Source organism: Streptomyces sp. NBC_01481, from assembly GCF_026339995.1.
In the GTDB taxonomy this organism is placed as follows: Bacteria; Actinomycetota; Actinomycetes; order Streptomycetales; family Streptomycetaceae; genus Streptomyces.
In genome coordinates this window covers 254,131-272,731 of sequence record NZ_JAPEPT010000007.1, presented here as the reverse complement: position 1 = coordinate 272,731, position 18,601 = coordinate 254,131, and the positions used below count along the sequence as shown (strand labels likewise).

The window sequence follows — 18,601 nt, the reverse complement described above, 5'->3', positions numbered from 1 at the left end:
GACACGAGCAGGGCAGGCCTCCAGTACATGGCCACCCTGTCTTGTGATTCCTCCCATTCTTGGGAAGTCACCCAACTGGGCTTGGAGCGGACCGGCAGGGCGGCGATGGAGCCGGCGTGCGTGACGAAGACGCGATTGCCGTCGCCCGACATCGTGGACGCGCCGATGCCACTGGACTGCCGCTCGCCGTGACAGCAGCAGCTGCCAAATGGGAGTGGCGTCGCCGATACTGCCGAGTCATCCGCGGACACGGGACCCGTTCCAACCGGGTGACGCGGCTGCGATCTTCCGGCAACAGCCCTGCGCGCGGCGTAGCTTGGTCAGCAAGACCTTCGCGCGGGGGTAGTCATGCAGCTCCATGAGGAACCCAGCATCGGAGACCGGGTCGCCCGTCTGCGTATGCGACGGAAGCTCACACAGGAGGGGCTCGCCGAACGAGCGGGCCTGTCTGTCGACGTCATCCGCAAGCTCGAACAGGGCGTGCGTCAGACGGCTCGGCTCACGACGTTGAACGCCTTGGCCCGAGCATTGGACGTAGAACCGTCCACACTCGTCGGGCAACCCACCACCTTCGAGGTGCGCACCGACGACGAGCAGCCATCCGTCCTTGCGCTGCGCCAGGCCATCTCGCCTGTCGCTGACTTGCTGGGACATGAATCGGACCCTGAGGATCCGCCAACCATCGCACAACTGCGGGCGTCCCTTAGGTCAACCGAGCACATCCGGCGCGAGGGGCGCATGGGCGAGATCGGTTTGCTGCTTCCTCAGTTGATCAGGGATGCCAAGGCCGGCAGTCGGACCTTCACGGGATCTGAGGGGGCCGCCGCTCAATCCGTCCTCGCTGAGGCGTTCCAGGTCGCGGCCACCACCCTGGCGGCACTCGGCAAAGAGGACGCGGCGTTCACCGCCCTTGAGCGTTCTATGGAGGCGGCTCGCAAGGGGGATGATCCTCACCTTGAGACGGTTGGAGTCTCAAGCCTGGCATGGATCTTCACCAAGCAGGGGCGGCTGGCTGATGCGGAGCAGGTGGCGTTGACAACCGCAGAGCGGATCGAACCGGGATTCCGCTCACCGCCGATGGAACTCGCTCTTTGGGGCGTCCTCTTGCTGCGTGCAGCAACTGCCGCAGTACGTCTGGAACGGCGGGACGTCGTACAGGAACTGCTCAACATGGCCGGTGCGGCAGCCGCGAGAATCGGAACCGATCGTCTGGACTACGCGACTCCGTTCGGTCCGACCAACATGGGCGTGGCGAAGGTCAACTTCCTCGTGGAGATGGAAGAGAGTGCAGGTGCCTTGCGCACCGCCCGAACCGTTCCTGATCTTCACGCCCTGCCCCCCACGTGGCGCGCCCGATTCCACGTCGATTGCGCAATCGCCAGCGCGGACCTCAACCAGGACGAAGCTGCACTGCGATCCTTGCTCGCAGCCGAGCGAACAGCGCCCGAATGGATGCGATATCACTCCACAAGCCGACGGCTCGTCTCCGAACTCCGTGGGAGGGAAAGACGTCGCACGTCGCCACTCACGGATCTCGCCGATCGACTCGGCATCGAAGGGTAGGACAACGTGTCCTAGTCACCGCGCACAGTGGCACAGGGCGTCACTGTGCGCCTATCAAAGATCGCTCTAGCGTTACAGCGCCGTCGAAGACGACGGACCCCCGCGACCGTGCGACCGGTCCGGGGGCATGGCCCACCTGGCGAAAGCAGGTAGACGTGCCGCACTGTATCGCCCAACTCCTCACGCCGTTGCTGAGGCTGCTGTTGCCGCCCCACGGTCGACATCGAACCGTCGCGCATCCGCTGGTCCACGCTGCTACGACACCGCCCTCCGCGCCCGCCCCCGCCTTCGGCCGACGCCCCTGCCCCACTGCCCTGCGGAGTGAGGACGCCGCGCTCCTCCACCCGTCGTGTGGCATCAATGTGGAGCGGGTGCGGGTGCACAGGGCGGGGGCGGCCCGGTGAGCGCCGTCTCTCAATTGCGACTGCTGCCGTGGCCCGGTCCGGAGGGGCAACGGTGCTACCTGTCCTCCGACGATCCAGAAAGTCGACTGAATCGACTGGCGAACGAGTTGGAGGCGACGCAACTGGACACGGGGGCGATGGTGCTGGGGCGGGCCCGGGAACTGCTGGTTGACCCGGACGCGACGGCGCAGGAGCTGCGGTGGTTGTCGCTGCAGCTGTGCCAGTCATTGGGCGACACGCTGCGGGTAGCAGAAAGCCGGGGCGGACGGCTGCGGCTCTCCGAAGACGGCCGGATCGCCTCCGGAACAGCCGAGGGGCCGGAGCGGTGACCGCCCGCGAGGAGCGCCAGCGACATCGAATGACATTGCGCGTGTACCGCGCGGATGAAGACGGCAGGGCCGTCGAAGAGCGCGCCCGAGTCGTCGTCGTCTGCTGGCCGGACACGCCTCTGCCGCAGAGCATGGCCTACCCGCCGTGCCGCTGTCCCCGCTGCCATGGCGATCAGCTGCCCGATGGTCCAGCCGACGTGCTCGGGCAGATGCGCGATCATCCTCAGTAGACGGGGAAGCGGTGGAAAGCCTGTCAGGCAAGACCCGCGGGTCATCCCGCCGTACATCTTGACGTAGGCCTGAGGCGCAATGAGACAGGGTGGGCACCTCCCGCGCGTGCCCACCCTGTTGCCATTCCCCCTACAGCTCTAAGAAGTTGCCGGCAGCCTTCTTGTCGCCCGCCTGAGAGTCGGCACCGTCATCATGTGGGTCAGTGTCGATGCCGCCCGGCAGACAGGCATTGATGCCGCGCTGGTCAAGGACCTTGCGAAGGTCTTCGCCGCACGGACCGAAGAGGCCCGGAACGGCAAGACTCCGGTGGCCGCGCTCGACGCCTGAGCCGGAACCGGAGGCCCCAACGCACTGATGTCGATGGCGGTGTAGATACGGTGCCTTCTGGACGATCGCGCTATGCGAACACCGGTAGTGCCAGCAGTTTCTCGCCGTTCTTGACGAAGACACGGTTGCCGTCTCCCACGATCCAGAAGCGGTCGGCGTCCTCGTCCAGAGGGTAGGCCCATGCCTTCTTGCCGCTGTCCTGGTCGATGGCCCACACCTTGACGTCAGGCACAGCCGATCCGCTGCTGATGGCGAATACGCCGTTGCCCTGGACGGCAACCGGGCTGTAGATGAAGTAACCCTTGAGCGACGTCCACTCCTCGGTTCCCTCGTCGCTGTAGCCCCCGATCTGCGGGCCTTGCGAGACGTAGACGGTGTTGCCGTGGATGAGAGGAGGGCCAGCCGGTTGGGTCTTGCCTTCGACGATTCTGCTCGATGCCCAGAGTTCGTTGCCGTCGCTGAGACTGCGCGCAGTCAGCGTCGCGCCGTTGATGTAGACGATGTCGCCAGAGATCACCGGACTGACAGGAGCGCCGTCAATGGAGGATGGGTTCACGAGCTTCCACAGCTCGTGACCGTCGCCCGCATCGACGGCGACGACATCGCCGGCCTCCGCCCCTGACGCCACGACCAGACGACCTCGTGCGGCAGCGCCCGTCGGCGACTTCGTTTTGAGATCCACCGGAACGCGGACTGTCCAGAGGGTCTCTCCGTTGGAGCGGCTGATGCTGCGCAATTTTCCGTTCTTGGTGGCCACGTACACCGCGGTGTCGTCGGTTGCCACGATGTTCCGGGCTTCCGCCGGGACCTTCCACCTCGGCTCGCCGGTGGAGGCGACGAACGTGACCAGCATTCCCTTTGTGTCGACGGCTGCGATCAGCACGTCCGACAGCGAGCGGTATCCCCCTGCCACGTCGACCTCAGGTGCCGTCCAGCGATGCTTTCCGTCGATGACGCTGTGAGCCGCGATTCCACCGTTCTTGGCGCCGACGACGATGACATCACGGACTGGCAGAGGGCCGGGCGAATCCTTGGTGATGACCGGCAACGGCCCCCACAGAGGGGTGGGCTTACGGCCGGAGACCGTGGTTGCGGACAGCGTGCGCGCCTCAGGTGTCTTGGCGGCGGGGGGAAGGGCGAAGGGGTCGGGCTCCTCACGCCCCCGTATCCACCAGGCCGCTGAGCCACCGCCGGCCGCGAGTACGGTGCCGCCGACAGCCAGAGTGGTGATCAGCCGGCGCCGCGAGATGCGCTGGGAAGTGCCACTCCCCGACACGACCGTGGTCAGCTCGTGAACCGTACGCTCACGCTGCTTGATATCGCTCGCCAGAGGGCCGTGACGCCACACCCGGTCAGCTCCCCGCGGTGGTGCGAAAGCCCCGGTGATCTGGCCGGGAGTAGGCCGGAAAGTGGGATCCTTGGACAGGCACGGGGCGATGAGCAGCCGCAACTGCTCAGGTAGGAGGGCAAGTTGGGGTTCGCCATGGACGACTTCGTACTGCACCGCTGCAACATGCCCGCCGTCGAAGGCCCGGGCCCCGCTCGCCGCATACACCAGCACCGCGCCCAGCGAGAACACATCGGCGGGAGCGCCGACGCGCTGGCCCAGCACCTGCTCCGGGGCGCCGTAGCCAGGTGTGATCGGGACTTCGCCAGTGGTGGTGAGGGTGAGCCCGTGTTCGGGCCGCGCGATGCCGAAGTCGATGACGCGGGGGCCGGACGACGTCAGAACGATGTTGGAGGGTTTGAGGTCGCGGTGGATCAGGCCCGCGGTGTGAATGTCCGTCAGCGTGCGAGCGATCGCGGCGGCCAGGGCTCGTACGGCCGAGTCGTCGAACGGCCCATGGGCGCCCACCGCCTCGTCGAGGGTCGGCCCTGTCAGGAACTCGGTGGCGATCCATGGCCGCCCGCCTTCTGTGTGGGCGCCGAGGACGCGTGCCACGCCCGTGCTGGTGACGGCCTGTGCCATCTGAGCCTCGCGGACGAAGCGTTGGGCGAGGTTCTGGTAGTGGACGAGTTCCGGCCTGAGAACCTTCACCGCGGCCGTGTGTCCGGTGTTGTCCTGTCCGATGTACACCTTTCCCATGCCGCCTTCGCCCAGCACGCCGAGAAGGCGGTACGGGCCCAGTCGGAGCGGGTCACCGGTGCCGAGGGGGTTCATCGGGAGACTGCTTTCTCTGAAGTGCGCTTGATTTGTGAGTTCACTAGATGGGGTAGGCCGCCATGAAGTCCGGGCCCACGGCGACCACCTTCTCGGGGATGCCCATGTACGCGAAGAAGCGCTCACCGGTGGCTTTGTACGCCTTGCGGAACTCGCCCGTCTCGGCGTTGATGATGCGGAGCTGTCCGGGGCTCTTGCTGTAGACGAAGCGGTAGAAAGCGATGGGTGGGGTGATGAGGTCGGCATCTGCCCCATGGCCGCCTTTCTCCTCCCACTGCAGTTCTCCGGAGAAGGGATCGAGAGCTACAACGCCGAGCCCTTCCTCAACGGCGAACACGAAGTCGTTGACCGCCGGTGGCCCGGTCCGGCGGGAGCGCCCGAAGTTCCATGCCTCTTTGCCGTCGCTCAGGTTCAAGGCGCGAAGTGGTCCCGCTGCCGGATACACCTTGTCGTACTCCACTGCGAGCATGCCTTGGACGTCGTCCGGTTCGGATACGGCCAGTGGTTGTTCCCAGCGGAGGTTTCCTGTCCGGGAGTCGCGCACCGAGAGTCTTACTTTGCCGTCCGAGGTCTCCTGCTGGAGCACGAGATGCTTGTCGGTGGCATGGGCGTCGAGGAAATGCAACCGTCGCGACGTTTCGGGCCGGCGCGGCAGTGGCTGACGCCAGATTATCTTGTTCGTTTTGGTGTTGATCGCGAGGAGGAACCAGGACTGGTCGCTCCTGAAGCCCAGCCCTTGCCCTGAGTGCGTGCCCTGCCCGGCGACGAGATACAGGGTGCCTTCTACGGTGCACAGCAGCTGGGTCCCCCGGAGACTTCCGTTGAAGTCCTTGTACTCGACAGGAGCAGGGGTCAAGTTCTTCAAGGTTACAGAGCTGATGATGAGTGGACCGTCATCGGCCGAAGGGGCTTCGCAGGTGTAGAGCCGCGATTCGTCGATGACGCACTGGTGCGCCGGGGCCTTGCTGAGGGTGCCGATCTCGACACCACCGTCCGCGGGATCGAGAATGCGCACGCCCCTGTCATCCGCCAGGGCTATCCCATAAAAGTTGAGAGGAACAGGCGGCACGATCGTGGCTTTCGAGGCGCTGATCGGGACTTGCCAATCCATGTCCGGACTCGCTGTCGTCGCCGATGTCGCGGGCTTCGGCTTGCCGCCCCCCGCCCTCTTGCCGTTGTCACGTCCGCTCTGTGGTCCCAGCCATGCCCACACCCCCGCCCCGGCGGCAGCGACTCCGAGCGCTGATCCTCCGCCTACCGTCAACATCTTGCGGCGGGACAACGCAGGTGACATGGGGGTGGTCGGCGCTTGTCGCGACGTGTCAACCGGAGGCGAAAGGCGATGTTGTTGGGCGCGCCAGACTCTCGCCGCTCGCAAGCCGGTCTCGGTGAGCAGGGATTCGGGGAGATGGTGCGCAAAGGCGGTGGTGTCCGTGGACAGTTGGGCCGCGAGTTCCGCTGTCGTAGGACGGTCCGCCGGGTCCTTGCACAGACAGCGGGCCAGCACCGCGGCCAGGGACTCCGGGAGGCCGGTGAGGTCGGGATCGGCGTAGCGGACGCGGTAGAGGAGATCGGCCGGCTGGCCGGTGCCGAACGGGCCGTGGCCCGTGGCGGCGTACGTGAGGACCCCGGCCAGGGCGAAGACATCGCCGGCGGAGGTGTGATCCTGGCCCGTCGCCTGCTCCGGGGACATGAAGGCCGGGGTGCCGGCCGCGGCGCCGGTACGCGTGAGGCGGTCGTCGCCCATCGCTCTCGCGATGCCGAAGTCGATGACCTTGGGGCCGTCCACGGTGAGCATGATGTTGGAGGGCTTGAGGTCGCGGTGGACGACGTCCGAGTCGTGTAGCTGGGCCAGAGCTGCGCACAGCAGGGCGCCCAGGGCGCGTACCGCTGACTCCGGGAGTGGGCCGGAGAGGGCGATCGCGTCGTCAAGGGGTGGTCCCAGGACGTACTCCGTCGCCATCCAGGGTGTCTCGGCGAGCGGGTCGGCGTCGAAGACCCGGGCGCCGTGAATGGGACCGATGACGCGGGCTGCATCCACCTCGAGCCGGAAGCGGGTACGGAAGGCGGGGTCGGTGGCGATGCGGGCGTGCATCGTCTTCAGCGCGACGGTGCGGCCGGAGGCCGAGCGGGCCAGGTAGACCGTGCCCATGCCGCCGCTGCCCAGGCGGGCGATGAGACGGTAGGAGCCCAGCTGGTGCGGGTCGTCGTGGGTGAGCGGGGAGAACATCAGCCGTCAGTCCCGGGAGGTAGGGGTGGGGAGTTCGGCGGCGAGGACCTCCGCCGACTGGCGGGCCAGGGCCGCGACCACGAGAGCGGGCAGGGGGAACGCGGCAGCCGTGTCCAGGACGGTGGCCTGAGGTGCCGTGCCGGCCGCAGCTGACGTCAGGTGCTGGAGGATCTGGTGCGCCTGGGGGCGCCGTGCCGGGTCGCGGGTGAGGCAGGCGGTGATCAACTGCCGTAGAGAGGCGGGGAGTTCGTCCCGCTCGGGGACGGTGTGGCCGGTGGCGGCGTACGAGAGGACGGCCCCCAGCGCGTAGACGTCGCCCAGCGGGCGGGGGCGGCCGCCCTGGGCCTGCTCCGGGGCGAGGCTGCCCGAGTCCAACCCCACCAGACCGCCGCGCTGTTCGCCGTCCGGCGCGGCGGAACGTACCGCTCCGAAGCAGCCCACGCGGGGACCCTCGGCGGTTACCAGTACCGCGGACGGGCACAGGCCCGCGTGCGTCACCCCCTGGGCGTGGGCGGTGGTCAGAGTCTGCGCGAGGGCAGCGCCCAGAGAACGTACGACCGCCTCGGGCAGCGGACCGCCATGAGCCGCGAGTGCGGCGGGGAGCGGGAGGGCGGGGACGTACTCCGCCGCATGCCAGGGGAAGCCCGCAGTGCCGCCGACCTCCGTGACCGGCAGCAGCCCGGGTATCGAGAGGCGACGGGCGCCTTCCGCCTCCACCGCCCAGCGAGTCGGGTCGGCGCCGATGTGCGGGAGGCAGGCGATGACCGTGCGATCGCCGTCGGTGCTGCGGGCGATGCAACGGCGTTCGGAAACGGTTGCTTCGGTGCTCTCCGCGTCAAGCCGGGCCACGGTCATGAAGGGCCCGATCTGCGGAGGGTCGTCCAGGCGTAGGCGTTCCATGCGCAAATTTCCCCCGGTGTGTGTTGAGCGGGACGAGCCTACTCAAGCGCCGGTTCGGAGGAAGAGGCAGGTGGGGTTGAGCGCACGGCTTCCTGACGAGCGCCATTGGGAGACGCGACATGAGGGCTCAGGACTTGCACGAGGCGACGGAAGATGACCGCCACCACGTAGCAGCAAAGACAAAGGGTGGGCACCTCCCGCGCGTGCCCACCCTTCCTTGTGACGTCTCTCGCTCAACCCATGTTGTGGAAGTGCGAGGCCGACTTCAGGTCGCCACTCTTGTAGAGGGGACCTGCGTCGTGAACAGCCTTTGCGATGCCCTTCAGGGCCTCGTGAATTTTCCTCGTCTCATCGTCCCACTTCTTGTGAGCGGTGTCCGCCGCAGTCTTGGCTTCACCCTCGAAGGTCGCGGAAACGCCCTTGATCTTCCTCTGGATGGCCTCAAGGGTCTGGTCCAGTCGATCGGCCTGCTTGCCGATGACAATGGCGGCTTCTTCGAGCGATGAATAGGTGACGACCATGTTGCCGTCGTTCTGTTGTGCCACGGGTCCTCCAACTGCCGGTTGAGTCTGATGTGTTGCCTAATCGCGAGATCTTGACGCGCTCGTCAGTAGCCGGCGATGTTCGACGTCGCCGCCCTCGTCGCACCCGCGTCACCCGAGAAGCCAGCGGTCACGTCGACCCCGCGCAGAGCCGCCTCGACCTCGTCCTCTGTGTTGCCGGCCGTGGTGCGGGTGACCTGAATCGCTTCCTGGAAGTTGAGCAGCAACTTCGCGATGCGCACCATGCCCTGGTTGATCTCGGTCTGCTTCCGGTCGAACGAGGCGGCACCGACACCTTGCCAGCGGCCCTGCACGCCGTCGATGACGCCGTGGAGAGCCTTCAGCTGCCCCTTGACGTCCTCGAACTTGATCGTGATCTCGTCCTGGAAATCCTTGAGGCTCTGATCGCCAACCTTCTGGACTGCCATGTGTCGATCTTCCTTCCCTGTGTTTTCTATGGATTGCGTCGTGGCGGTGCGTGTGTCCGGCGCGACGGCTTGGTGGGCTGAGTGGTTGAAGGAAGCCGTAATCAGGCGCTGCGGCGCCTGCGGAGTACGGCGAAGGCTCCAGCCGCGAGGACTACTACGGCCGCGGCCGCGCCGAGGATCAGGCCCAACTGGCCATCGTCTTCAGCCTTCTTGCTGGAGCCTGCCACGACGGCGTCTGCGCCCGGCTTGCCCTTCGGGGCTTGTGACGAAGCTGGTGCAGAGGGGGCGGATGAGGCAGCCGAGACAGGCGTCTTCTCGTTGGTCAGCGGGCTGAGGCCCGGGTCGCCGGGCTTGCCCAGGCCACGGTTGATATGAGCACCTGGGCGGACGATGCCGTGGCCGAGGTAGTTGCTGAGCGTGCCCGCTTTCGAGCCCTCCGGCCGGGCAGCGCTCTCGAACATGACGCGGAGGACCTGGTTTGCGGTCCAGTCAGGGTGAGCGGACCAGACCAAGGCGGCGGAAGCGGAAGCGATGGCGGTGGCGGCGCTGGTTCCGCCGTCGCCGTCGCAGTAGCGCTTGAAGTTCGCGTCGCACCAGCGCGGGATGTCGTTACCGGGCGCGGCGATGTCCACGAAGTCCCCGTGCTGAGAGTAGTCGGCTACCTCGCCGTCACGGTTGGAGGCGCCGACGCCTACAACTTCTCGATAGCTGGCAGGGTACTCCGGTTTGTTGCCCTTCTTGGCGCTATTACCTACGGGAGCGAAGAACAACTTGCCCTTGGTTTCTGCATACTTGACTGCCTCATGCTCGCGAGGAGTCATGAACTCAGTGCCCCACGACATGTTGATGATGCGTGCATCACTGTCGGCCGCTGCCCTAATGGCATTCGCTTCATCCCAGGCATTCACCTTGTACTTGCCCGCGAATGCACCATCCGCAACTCGCACAGGGATGATCTTGGCGCCAGGTGCCAGCCCGCGCAGACCGCCGCCAGCCCCCGTACCGGCGATCAGTTCGGCCATGGTCGTCCCATGCCCGTCATAGTCGTCCGTTGCCTCCCCTGGCGCATCCGTTGCATCAACCCCCTTCAGGACCTGCCCCTTCAGCGAAGTCGTGGAAGAGTTGACGCCCGAGTCAATGACAGCGACCTTGATTCCTTCGCCAGTAGCGCTCTTCCACACTTCCTCAACGTGCATCGCATCCAGGTACCACTGCTTCGCCCGCATGTCGGCCGCCACCGCGACCGAAGCCATGCCGACGACACCGGTAGCCCACGCACAGACCAGAGTCAGCGTGCAAGTCAGACCCCGCCGCAGAGCGAGCGGCGCAGAGCGCCGCCGCTCGTGGCTCGTTCCTGCTGTCATCCCGGCTTCCGAACCTTCCTTGTGCCTAGTCGATCACCGGCGGTACAGCACCGCGTCGGCGGGCCGTCCACGTCTCTTCGTCTTCCGTCAGATAGTCCGGACGTGTGGATCCGGTGCGCTCTTGCTCGTCGTCATCCGACCGCTGGCCAGAGCGGGCTCTCTGCAAGCCGCCACCGCCTGCGGTGAAGCCTCGTGCTCCTGGCCGCGAACCGGTGGCACCACTGCGCGGAGTGCCAACAACTCCGTTCGCGCTGGGTGTGCCCCGCCCAGTGGCGCGGGGTGCACCTTTCGCACCGCTTGCCCCGATGACTCCGGACTGGCTGGGCTTAGCCGCGGAGGCGCGGCCCGTGGCTGCTCCCTCACCGCCGATAACCGTTCCCCGCGGGATACGAGATCCGGCGGAGCCCGTGGCGGAACGCTGCGGCGTACCCCCCACGATGCCGCCTCCACGACCGGCCCGAGGAGCTCCAGATCCGCTCTTGCCCTCACGTCCGGCCACGGGTTGACCAGCCGTCCCTGGCCGACCGGCCATTGGTGTACGGCCGGCAGTGCTAGGGCCGCCAGCGCGCCCCGTGGCGGCGGGCCCACCGCCCGTTCCCGGTCGACCAATCGGTCCAGCTCGCCCCGCCCCGGTCTGGCTGGTTCCGGCAGCTCCAGGCCGACCGACGGTTCCGGCGCGCCCTGCTGGTGCGGGGCTGCCTCCTGAAGTGCCGGACCGTCCAACTGCGCTGGCCCTCGGGCCGCCGGTCCTCGGTGCTCCCGACGTCCCTTTGGACTGCGGTACACCGCCTCGAACGGGGTTCGGGAGGCCGCCCGCGCCCGGCGGCACCGGACCAGCTGCGGGGCCGACCGGACCGGTGGTAGGGGTGGGCGGAGTTACCCCCGTACTTTGGGTGGGAGCCGGCGGCGCCGAGACGCTGTCGATCTCCACCGACGTATTTCGGTCCGGAACGGTCGTACCCGTGCCGATGGCTTCAGCTCGAGACGTGTCCGTTGCGGCGGTGGACTCCGCTCGCCGAGGCGCCGCTTGCTGGCTGGTGGAGTCTGAAGCGTCAACGTGTGATGCAGTGTCACCTGCCTCGACTCGCCTCCTACTGCTGCCAGCCGATGGCGGAGGGACATCCGCCTTCAGCATCGGGGGAAACTTCGGGGCCTCTTGCCCCGCCAGAGACGCCTGGGAAACCGCGTAAAACGAGGCCAGGCGGTTCATCTGGTTGATGGCCTCCTGGCGGTTCTTCTCCACCTTTACGGCCTCGGTGTACTCCGGGTTGGTCTCCTTACCCGGGGTCAGCATGAACGCCTCGGGTTTCTTCGCGATCAGTCGAGTGTCCCGCTCGCGCGGCATGGAGTTGATCACCGACGTCAGGCCCGTGCTGGCGACCTTCATCTGCGAACCGGCAGCGTTGGCGAACCTGCCCAGCGCATAGGCGTGCTCGGCAAGCGCCGTTCCAAACCGCTGGAACTCTTTGGCGGCCTCGCCCTTCCACTCGACCTTGTTGACGTAGTCGGCAAGCTCCTTGGCAGCGTTGTTGAGGGCACTCTTCGCCTTCACGAGAGCGTCGCCTGCATTTTCCAGGTCCGCCGGGTTGGAGTTCTCGACGAGGTCGAGCATCGCGTTGAGCTGGGCCTCTTCGAAGCTCGTCTTACCGAAGAACCCGCCCGGACCACTGCCGACGCCGAAGCCGATGTCGTCCATCATCGTCGCGAAGCGTTCAAGAGCATCAGTTGCGCCGAACTGCGTCTCGATCTGCTTTGTGTCCTGAGCCTGCAGCTGCTCGGGGGTCGGCTTCTTCTTCTCACCCATCAGCGATCACCCCAGGTCCTTCGAACGGATCTTCTTGCGCTCGTCACGCGGCGGCTCGGACACGCCGCTCTTGTCCCCGGGCGCCTTGTCATGCTTCTCCTGCTGCTCCTGGAGGACACGGGTCTGGATCGAATGGAAGCGCCGCCGCAGGTCCTCTTCCAGGTTGTCGAAGCCAACTTCCGCGCCACGCACAGCGATACGCAACATCTCAATCTGATCGCCAAGAGACTTGGAGAGCGAGACAAGCTCGGAGTGGACGCGGTTGTACTCGCGGTAGAACCCGTCCGCCTCGTGGAATGTCACGCTGCTATCGCTGAAAGAACCCCGGGGAACTGTCTGGGCGGCAACCTTCGTCTTGCTGGCTGCCCCCTCCTCAAGGTCCCCCAGCAGCTTGATCACTCGCTGCTGGAACCGCTGCAGCGCCCCCACGCCGCGCTCTAGGTCACTCCCACCGGTCGCGCCGACCCCGCCACCCTCTGCATCGAGCACGATGCCCGTTCCTCCCCGTTTGCTACAGCTGTCACACGTTGCGATCGTGGTCACTCGCACATCACTGATCGCGCAAATACCAGTCTAGCCACTGGGTATGACAGCCCCAAGTGTCTTATCCGTCACGCGACTTCGCCCGGCCACCAGGTGTGACGTCCCCAGAGGCCTATGCGGTTGCAACGTTCCCCGTCAGGTCCGATCTCTTGCTGTCGATCACTCAGCCGCGCGCCTCCCCAGTGATCCGCCTCGTACGCCGTCGCGCGTCACGAAGTGCCACCGCGCCACCCGCGATTGCCGCGACCAGGACGCCTCCGCCCACCACCACATACGTCGCGAGGCGAGCGTTGCGTTCATCCGCCGTCTCACCGAGGTGCAGTTCGGCCGGGGTCGGTGCCTCGCCTCTGGTTACGCCCTCATGGGCGACCGGTTGGTCGATGGGCTTGTCGTCCTCGGTCAGGGCGCGCACCGGGTCGACGACGCCCCATCCGACGAGGCGGTCGTGGCCCGCGGTCGAGCGTTCGGCTGTCTGCTGGAGCTGGGCGACGATCTGCTTCTGTGTCCACTTGTTGTGCTTGCTCTTGACGAGTGCGGCGATCCCCGCGACATACGGCGCCGAGAAGCTGGTGCCGTTGTCGGCGCAGTGGCCGCCCCCGGGGACGGTGGTGACCATGTCCACACCGGGGGCCGCGATGCCGACGAACTCGCCCGACTGGGAGAAGTACGCGCGTTCGTTGTTGCGGTCGGACGCGGCCACGGCCAGAACGCCGGCGTACGAGGCCGGGTAGGTCTTCTTCACATTGCCGCCCAGGCCGTCGTTGCCCGCGGAGGCGACGACCACGATCTCCTTGGCCAGGGCCCTGTCGACCGCCTGCTTCAGCAGAAGGGTGGGCTCCACGGCGTTGGCCGTGTCCTGGGAGATGTTGATGACGTCGGCGCGGGCCCGGACCGCATGGTCGATCGCCTGGGCGAGGGTCTTGGCGGTGCCATGGCCCTCGGCGTCGTTCTGCTTGATGGGAATGATCGTGGCGTCCGGAGCGAGGCCGACGAATCCGGTGCCCTTCGCGGGGCGGGCCGCGATGATGCCGGCGATCTTGGTGCCGTGGCCCACCGTGTCCGTGGTGCCGTCCGCCTTGCCCCGCTCGATCTTGTTGCCCTTCTCGTCCTTCTCGGGGAGCAGGTTCAGGCCACTCTTGACGTCCACCGCACGGCTCAGCTGCGGGTTCTTGTCGTCGACGCCGGTGTCGATGACCGCGACCCGTACTCCCTTGCCGGTGGACTGCTTCCACAGCTCGTCCAGCATGACCCGCTGCAGCGCCCACGGGCGGCCCTCGTACATCTTCCCGGGGAAGGTGCACTGGGTGCCCGAGTCGGCGGCCGCCGGGGTAACCGGCAGGCCGATGAAGGTGATCGCGGTGGCGGCCGCAGCGGTGAGGAGCCGGCGGTACGTGTGAGTCATGTCTGCCACCGCCCTCACGAACCCTGGGGCTGGATGGCGGCTCCGGTCGACAGACGCGGTCCGGTCGGCAGGAACGAGGACCACGCTGCGGGAACCGGCACCGGATCGACGCTCTTGTAGCCGAGCCGGTTCTGGGCCTGCTGGGCCTCTTGCTGCCGCGCCTCCTTCTCCTTCGCCGAGCCGGAGGAGCCGATACCGGAATCGCCGGTCGCCGTGTCTCCGTTGGACTGCATCGCGTACCGCAGTCCCGTGTCGGTGACCAGGAAGAGGAAGCCCGAGCCGGTCGTGGACCCCTTGAACTGCCGGAACAGCAGGCCCGATCCGGGAGTGACGTAGGCGCTGCTCGAACCGGTCGGCAGGATCGCCGGGAAGTCGGTGCCGGCCCAGGTGCTGAGCGTGGTGGCGCCGTTGGCACTGTCCACCTTGCGCAGAACGTTGCACACGGTGTTGCGGCTGCCGTCGGCAATCGTCGGCGAGTTGACGGGCTTCGGGGCTTGCTCCGGCCAGTCGTTGTTCTGCCCGAAGGCCTCGCCCGGCTGGAAGGTGGCGGCGCTGACGGACTTCGCCCGGCCGGCCTGGCCGAGCTGGATCGAGTCCTTGCTGTTGAGCAGCAGCTTCGCGGTGAAGTCCGAGACGGGGGCGACTCGGCCGGGCAGGACCACGTACTGCTGGTTCTTTGTCCCGTCGGTCGCCATGAGGACCATGCCCACCTTGTTGAACTCGGGCTCCAGGTCACCGGGCACGTTGGCGTCAGTGCCGACAGTGCCGGTCACCTTCGGGAACTTGATGGGGTCGCCCTTGTGCAGGGTGTCCAGCCAGGCGGCCGACACCCGCTGAGGTGCACGGCCCTGCCCCACCAACTGGCGCAGCAGCAGTTCGTCCTTCGCCACGGCATACGCCTTGCCCTCGGCGTCGACGACATAGCGGGTCTGGTCGGGCGCGGGCCCCTCCACGTACAGCAGTTCACCGCCAGTCAGACGGTTTGCACCTTCGGTCTTCTTGTACTCGCGTTCGGCGAGGACGAATGCCGCCTTCTGAATGGCCCTGCCGCCCTCGCCCGGGCGCTCACAGACCGCCCAGCGCTTGGTTCCGCCGGCTTCCCCGGCGTCGGGCAGCCGGTCAGGGGCATAGGGAATGCCGAGGGTTGCTCCGTGCGGGATCTTCCCGTTGTCGAGTACCGACTCGGAGACGTTGATGACCTTGCCCTTGTCCGGGTCGAGGAGGAGTTTGGCGGACGCCATGTTCAGAACGGGGTGGAGCTGCCGCTTGCCATTGGTCTCCAACACCACATAGCGCGTGGTGGACTTGCTGGCAATGATCACGTTCTCTTTCGGTTTGTCCCACCCCTTGGGTGCTACCGGTTTGAACATGCCCCACGCCCCGAAGACGGCGAGGATCACCACTCCGACGATCGCTCCGGGCATCACCGCACGCAGCGGGCGCGGCGCACCTTCTTCCGAACCGGTCGAGTTCGGCTGTACGAACTGCGCAATCAGCCTTCGCTTCGCGAAGGTGTAGGCGTTGAGTTCGTCCCGTCGTGATGCCATCTGTCCGCTGTCCCTCTCCCCGCCGGGCGACCAGGTTCCCATACTCACCGAGCAGGGCCGCCGTCGTACCAGCCCCCTACTATGCCTGCTGGCGCTTCCGTCTCACTGCTCAGGTAGGGTGATCGCCCGGTCAACGCCCATGGGAATTTGGTAATTACGGACACGAGGGGGCAACGCGGCGATGGGTACGGCGACGCGCGCGCGAAATGGGCGGACTACCGAACGGGCCCCTGACACTTCCCGACGGCAACGAAGCAACGAGCGGGGAACTTCGAGGCCGCAGCACATACCCCCGACGACGACTCTGCGGCCTCTTTCCCGAACCAATCGTGTCGGTCCTTTCCAGTTGCGACAACTGGTGCTCATCGAGGCGGCACTTGCGCTGACGGCGGTCGGAGTCGCCCTGGGCGGGCTCTGGATGGTCCCCACCGTTGCCGTCTCGTCCGTGCTGGTTCTGGTCGCCGTGATACGCCGCCGCGGCCATGCCGTGCAGGACTGGCTGTCGACAGCGCTGGCCCTCCGCGCGCGCAGGCGTGCCGCCGGACTGGCCGCGGGGGAAGTGGACCCGTCGCTGGCTCCGGTCGTTGAAAGCGTGCCGGGATTCCGGCCGTTCACCTACGTCGACCGGGATCGGCGCACGGTGGGGATGCTCGGTGACGGCACCTTCCTGACCGCGGTGGTGAGGGTCGAGGCGAGCGGTGACGCCCTGCGCCCTGCGTTCGGTGCCCGGGCGCTCCCGCTGTCCCTCCTGGGCGGCGCCCTCGAAGTGGACGACATCGTGGTGGAGTCGGTGCAGTTGGTTCAGCAGGTGCGTTCGGCGCCCGCGCCGCATCTGCCCCAGCAGTCGGTTGCGCGACTCTCCTACGCGCCGCTGCAGGAGCGGACCGGGGCGCCGGCGCTGAGGATGACCTGGGTGGCGGTGAAGCTGGACCCGGAGCTCTGCCGGGAGGCCGTCGAGGCACGTGGCGGCGGGATCGAAGGCGCCCAGCGCTGCCTGGTGCGCGTGGCCGACCATGTGGCAAGCCGGGTCACGGGTGCCGGATTCCGGGCCGTGGTACTGGACCAGGAGGACCTGAACACCACAGTGGCGACTTCGGCCTGCGCCAGCCCCAGGCTGGCCGCGCGGGCGAGCCGGCCGGACGCCGCGCCCCAGCGTCGCACCGCCGAGACCCCGCGCGTCTGGCGCTGCGACGATCGCTGGCACACCACATACGCGGTGGGCCGCTGGCCCGAGTTGGGACGTGGAGCGTCTCCGCTCCCCAAGCTGGTGTCGTTGCTCACCTCGGCACCGGCCTACGCGACCACCTTCAGCCTCACGCTGCGCCGTGGCACACACCAGGGGTCGATGACCGTGGGCGGCCATGTCCGCATCACCGGCGGCTCCGACACCGAACTGGTCGGGGTGCGGCGGGCGTTGGAGCAGGCCGCACGATCGGCGAAGGTCGGTCTCGTACGACTGGATCGCGAGCAGCTGCCCGGCGTGCTGGCGACGCTGCCCCTGGGAGGTGCGCGATGACGACCGGAACCGGAGCGGCGCGTGGGCTGCGGGGGCTCCTCGGCCCCCGGCACGCGGGGCACACGATGGCCGCGGCCGATCTGGGCGCGCTGTCGCTGCCCGTCGGGGACGACGGTGTGGTCATCGGCGACGACGCGGAGGGGCGCCCCCAGATGGTGGGGTTCCACCGTTCGTCACCGTACGACGTACTGCTGATCGGCGGTCTGTGGACGGCTCAGGTGCTGGCGCTGCGCGCGGCGGGCACGGGCGCACGGGTCGCGGTCGAAACGGGGCGCGCCCAGGCGTGGACCCTGCTGGCGCAGGCCGCCGGCGCGGGTCTGGAATGCATCACGCTCCATGATGTGGGGCGGGTTCCGCCGATGGGCGCGACGGTGGGCAGTCCGGTCGTGGTGATCCGGGACTGCGGCATGCGGCCGCCACGGGGGCGCGTGGTGTCGTCGCCATGGCAGTCGGTGCTGACGCTGCTGCCGTATCTGAGCCCGGTTGCACCCCGGTTGATGCGGGACTCCACGCTGGTGGGTATCCAGCGGGTCTCGCCGCAGGAGGCGAAGCAGACGGGCCGGATCCTGGGGCTCACCCGGGGCGAGATCGATGCCCTGCCGACCCTCGCGGACGGCGTGACTCTCTGGTGCGCCGGACGTGAGCGGCACTGGGTGATGACGACTGCCACGGATGCCGAGTCGGGCCTGCTGGGTGTGGCCCGGCGGATGGACTGAGTTTCCCGCCGTCGGCCGGGAAAGAGCTGCCCTAAGATTGCCCGTAGTGACGCTGAGTTGCATCCAACTACGCGACGTTTCTTGGCGCATGGGGCAGGTACATCCATCTCGGCAGTTACGAAGGAGAGCATCACTGATGGGGAGCGCACAGGAGAAGGAAGAGCTGTACGCCCTCGACATCTCTGGCGTCGAGTGGCTCAGCGCCCCCGGCACGAGTGAGGACGAGGAGCGCGTGGAGATCGCGCATCTGCCGGGCGGCGCGGTCGCCATGCGATCGTCTCTGGATCCCGAGACCGTGCTCCGGTACACCGAAGCCGAGTGGAGGGCGTTCGTGCTAGGGGCACGCGACGGGGAATTCGACCTGCGCTGAGACGCAGGGCGGACGGGAAAGCGTTCCCGGTGGCGGACAGCCACACATTTCGCTGCGTCCCACGCCTCTCGCTGCGTAATGCGGGCGGGGGGCCGCGGGTGCCTCGGCCGGCCGATGGTCGTGGTGCGGGACAGAGGCGCTGTCCACCCTCGCTGACGGCGTCACACTCTGGTGCACCCCGCGGGACCGGCAGTTCGTCATGACGCAGGCGACGGACGCCGAGA

16 protein-coding genes are annotated in these 18,601 nt (G+C 67.3%); 6 read left to right on the top strand and 10 right to left on the bottom strand.

Annotation, left to right across the window (positions count from 1 at the left end):
* Nucleotides 1–348: 348 nt before the first annotated feature.
* The 3 genes from OOK40_RS33145 to OOK40_RS33135 all read left to right on the top strand — a co-directional run bounded on the left by OOK40_RS33145 (nucleotide 349) and on the right by OOK40_RS33135 (nucleotide 2,854).
* The gene (locus OOK40_RS33145) at nucleotides 349–1,563 is read left to right on the top strand and encodes a helix-turn-helix domain-containing protein (protein ID WP_266489012.1); all 1,215 of its coding nucleotides are present in this window, start codon (nucleotides 349–351) and stop codon (nucleotides 1,561–1,563) included.
* Nucleotides 1,564–1,963: 400 nt separating this feature from the next.
* Complete coding sequence (locus OOK40_RS33140) at nucleotides 1,964–2,296, top strand: hypothetical protein (RefSeq protein ID WP_266489010.1); 333 nt, start codon at nucleotides 1,964–1,966, stop codon at nucleotides 2,294–2,296.
* A 423-nt stretch (nucleotides 2,297–2,719) separates the two neighbouring features.
* Complete coding sequence (locus tag OOK40_RS33135) at nucleotides 2,720–2,854, top strand: hypothetical protein (protein WP_266489008.1); 135 nt, start codon at nucleotides 2,720–2,722, stop codon at nucleotides 2,852–2,854.
* A 70-nt stretch (nucleotides 2,855–2,924) separates the two neighbouring features.
* On the opposite strand, the gene OOK40_RS33130 is transcribed toward OOK40_RS33135, so the two are convergent.
* The 10 genes from OOK40_RS33130 to eccB form a co-directional block, all read right to left on the bottom strand.
* A complete protein-coding gene (locus OOK40_RS33130) occupies nucleotides 2,925–5,015 on the bottom strand; it encodes a protein kinase (protein ID WP_266489006.1) in 2,091 nt (696 codons plus the stop codon).
* Nucleotides 5,016–5,058: 43 nt separating this feature from the next.
* Entirely contained in the window at nucleotides 5,059–7,245 is a 2,187-nt protein-coding gene (locus tag OOK40_RS33125) for a protein kinase (protein WP_266489004.1), read from the bottom strand.
* A gap of 6 nt (nucleotides 7,246–7,251) precedes the next feature.
* Nucleotides 7,252–8,145 carry a serine/threonine protein kinase gene (locus OOK40_RS33120; protein WP_266489002.1) on the bottom strand — a complete coding sequence of 298 codons (894 nt, stop codon included), beginning with the start codon at nucleotides 8,143–8,145 and terminating at the stop codon, nucleotides 7,252–7,254.
* 233 nt (nucleotides 8,146–8,378) lie between these two features.
* The gene (locus OOK40_RS33115; protein WP_266489001.1) at nucleotides 8,379–8,690 is read right to left on the bottom strand and encodes a WXG100 family type VII secretion target; all 312 of its coding nucleotides are present in this window, start codon (nucleotides 8,688–8,690) and stop codon (nucleotides 8,379–8,381) included.
* A gap of 62 nt (nucleotides 8,691–8,752) precedes the next feature.
* Nucleotides 8,753–9,115, bottom strand: coding sequence for a WXG100 family type VII secretion target (locus OOK40_RS33110; protein WP_266488999.1), 363 nt, complete (start codon nucleotides 9,113–9,115; stop codon nucleotides 8,753–8,755).
* A 101-nt stretch (nucleotides 9,116–9,216) separates the two neighbouring features.
* Nucleotides 9,217–10,479, bottom strand: a complete 1,263-nt coding sequence (locus OOK40_RS33105) for a S8 family serine peptidase (RefSeq protein ID WP_266488997.1) — start codon at nucleotides 10,477–10,479, stop codon at nucleotides 9,217–9,219.
* A 25-nt stretch (nucleotides 10,480–10,504) separates the two neighbouring features.
* Nucleotides 10,505–12,283: a hypothetical protein gene (locus OOK40_RS33100; RefSeq protein ID WP_266488995.1), complete on the bottom strand. Its 1,779-nt coding sequence runs from the start codon at nucleotides 12,281–12,283 to the stop codon at nucleotides 10,505–10,507.
* 6 nt (nucleotides 12,284–12,289) lie between these two features.
* The gene (locus OOK40_RS33095) at nucleotides 12,290–12,772 is read right to left on the bottom strand and encodes a hypothetical protein (protein WP_266488994.1); all 483 of its coding nucleotides are present in this window, start codon (nucleotides 12,770–12,772) and stop codon (nucleotides 12,290–12,292) included.
* A gap of 217 nt (nucleotides 12,773–12,989) precedes the next feature.
* Nucleotides 12,990–14,228 (bottom strand): type VII secretion-associated serine protease mycosin, encoded by a 1,239-nt coding sequence (gene mycP, locus OOK40_RS33090; RefSeq protein ID WP_266488992.1) that lies wholly within the window; start codon nucleotides 14,226–14,228, stop codon nucleotides 12,990–12,992.
* Nucleotides 14,229–14,242: 14 nt separating this feature from the next.
* Nucleotides 14,243–15,775: a type VII secretion protein EccB gene (gene eccB / locus OOK40_RS33085; protein WP_266488990.1), complete on the bottom strand. Its 1,533-nt coding sequence runs from the start codon at nucleotides 15,773–15,775 to the stop codon at nucleotides 14,243–14,245.
* A gap of 181 nt (nucleotides 15,776–15,956) precedes the next feature.
* Between eccB and eccE the strand changes: the two genes are divergently transcribed.
* The 3 genes from eccE (at nucleotide 15,957) to OOK40_RS33070 (ending at nucleotide 18,377) form a co-directional block, all read left to right on the top strand.
* A complete protein-coding gene (gene eccE / locus OOK40_RS33080) occupies nucleotides 15,957–17,291 on the top strand; it encodes a type VII secretion protein EccE (RefSeq protein WP_266488989.1) in 1,335 nt (444 codons plus the stop codon).
* Entirely contained in the window at nucleotides 17,288–18,007 is a 720-nt protein-coding gene (locus tag OOK40_RS33075) for a hypothetical protein (protein ID WP_266488987.1), read from the top strand. The genes eccE and OOK40_RS33075 overlap by 4 nt, the downstream gene beginning before the upstream one ends.
* Before the next feature lie 136 nt (nucleotides 18,008–18,143).
* A complete protein-coding gene (locus OOK40_RS33070; protein WP_108152923.1) occupies nucleotides 18,144–18,377 on the top strand; it encodes a DUF397 domain-containing protein in 234 nt (77 codons plus the stop codon).
* Nucleotides 18,378–18,601: the final 224 nt, after the last annotated feature.

Bases quoted from the DNA above. Each gene is read 5' to 3' on its own strand.
- OOK40_RS33070 (WP_108152923.1), top strand. From the start codon at position 18,144: ATGGGGAGCGCACAGGAGAAGGAAGAGCTGTACGCCCTCGACATCTCT.
- OOK40_RS33105 (WP_266488997.1), bottom strand. From the start codon at position 10,479: ATGACAGCAGGAACGAGCCACGAGCGGCGGCGCTCTGCGCCGCTCGCT.
- eccE (WP_266488989.1), top strand. From the start codon at position 15,957: ATGGGTACGGCGACGCGCGCGCGAAATGGGCGGACTACCGAACGGGCC.
- OOK40_RS33075 (WP_266488987.1), top strand. From the start codon at position 17,288: ATGACGACCGGAACCGGAGCGGCGCGTGGGCTGCGGGGGCTCCTCGGC.
- OOK40_RS33120 (WP_266489002.1), bottom strand. From the start codon at position 8,145: ATGGAACGCCTACGCCTGGACGACCCTCCGCAGATCGGGCCCTTCATG.
- OOK40_RS33100 (WP_266488995.1), bottom strand. From the start codon at position 12,283: ATGGGTGAGAAGAAGAAGCCGACCCCCGAGCAGCTGCAGGCTCAGGAC.
- OOK40_RS33130 (WP_266489006.1), bottom strand. From the start codon at position 5,015: ATGAACCCCCTCGGCACCGGTGACCCGCTCCGACTGGGCCCGTACCGC.
- OOK40_RS33110 (WP_266488999.1), bottom strand. From the start codon at position 9,115: ATGGCAGTCCAGAAGGTTGGCGATCAGAGCCTCAAGGATTTCCAGGAC.
- mycP (WP_266488992.1), bottom strand. From the start codon at position 14,228: ATGACTCACACGTACCGCCGGCTCCTCACCGCTGCGGCCGCCACCGCG.
- OOK40_RS33135 (WP_266489008.1), top strand. From the start codon at position 2,720: ATGTGGGTCAGTGTCGATGCCGCCCGGCAGACAGGCATTGATGCCGCG.
- OOK40_RS33125 (WP_266489004.1), bottom strand. From the start codon at position 7,245: ATGTTCTCCCCGCTCACCCACGACGACCCGCACCAGCTGGGCTCCTAC.
- OOK40_RS33145 (WP_266489012.1), top strand. From the start codon at position 349: ATGCAGCTCCATGAGGAACCCAGCATCGGAGACCGGGTCGCCCGTCTG.
- eccB (WP_266488990.1), bottom strand. From the start codon at position 15,775: ATGGCATCACGACGGGACGAACTCAACGCCTACACCTTCGCGAAGCGA.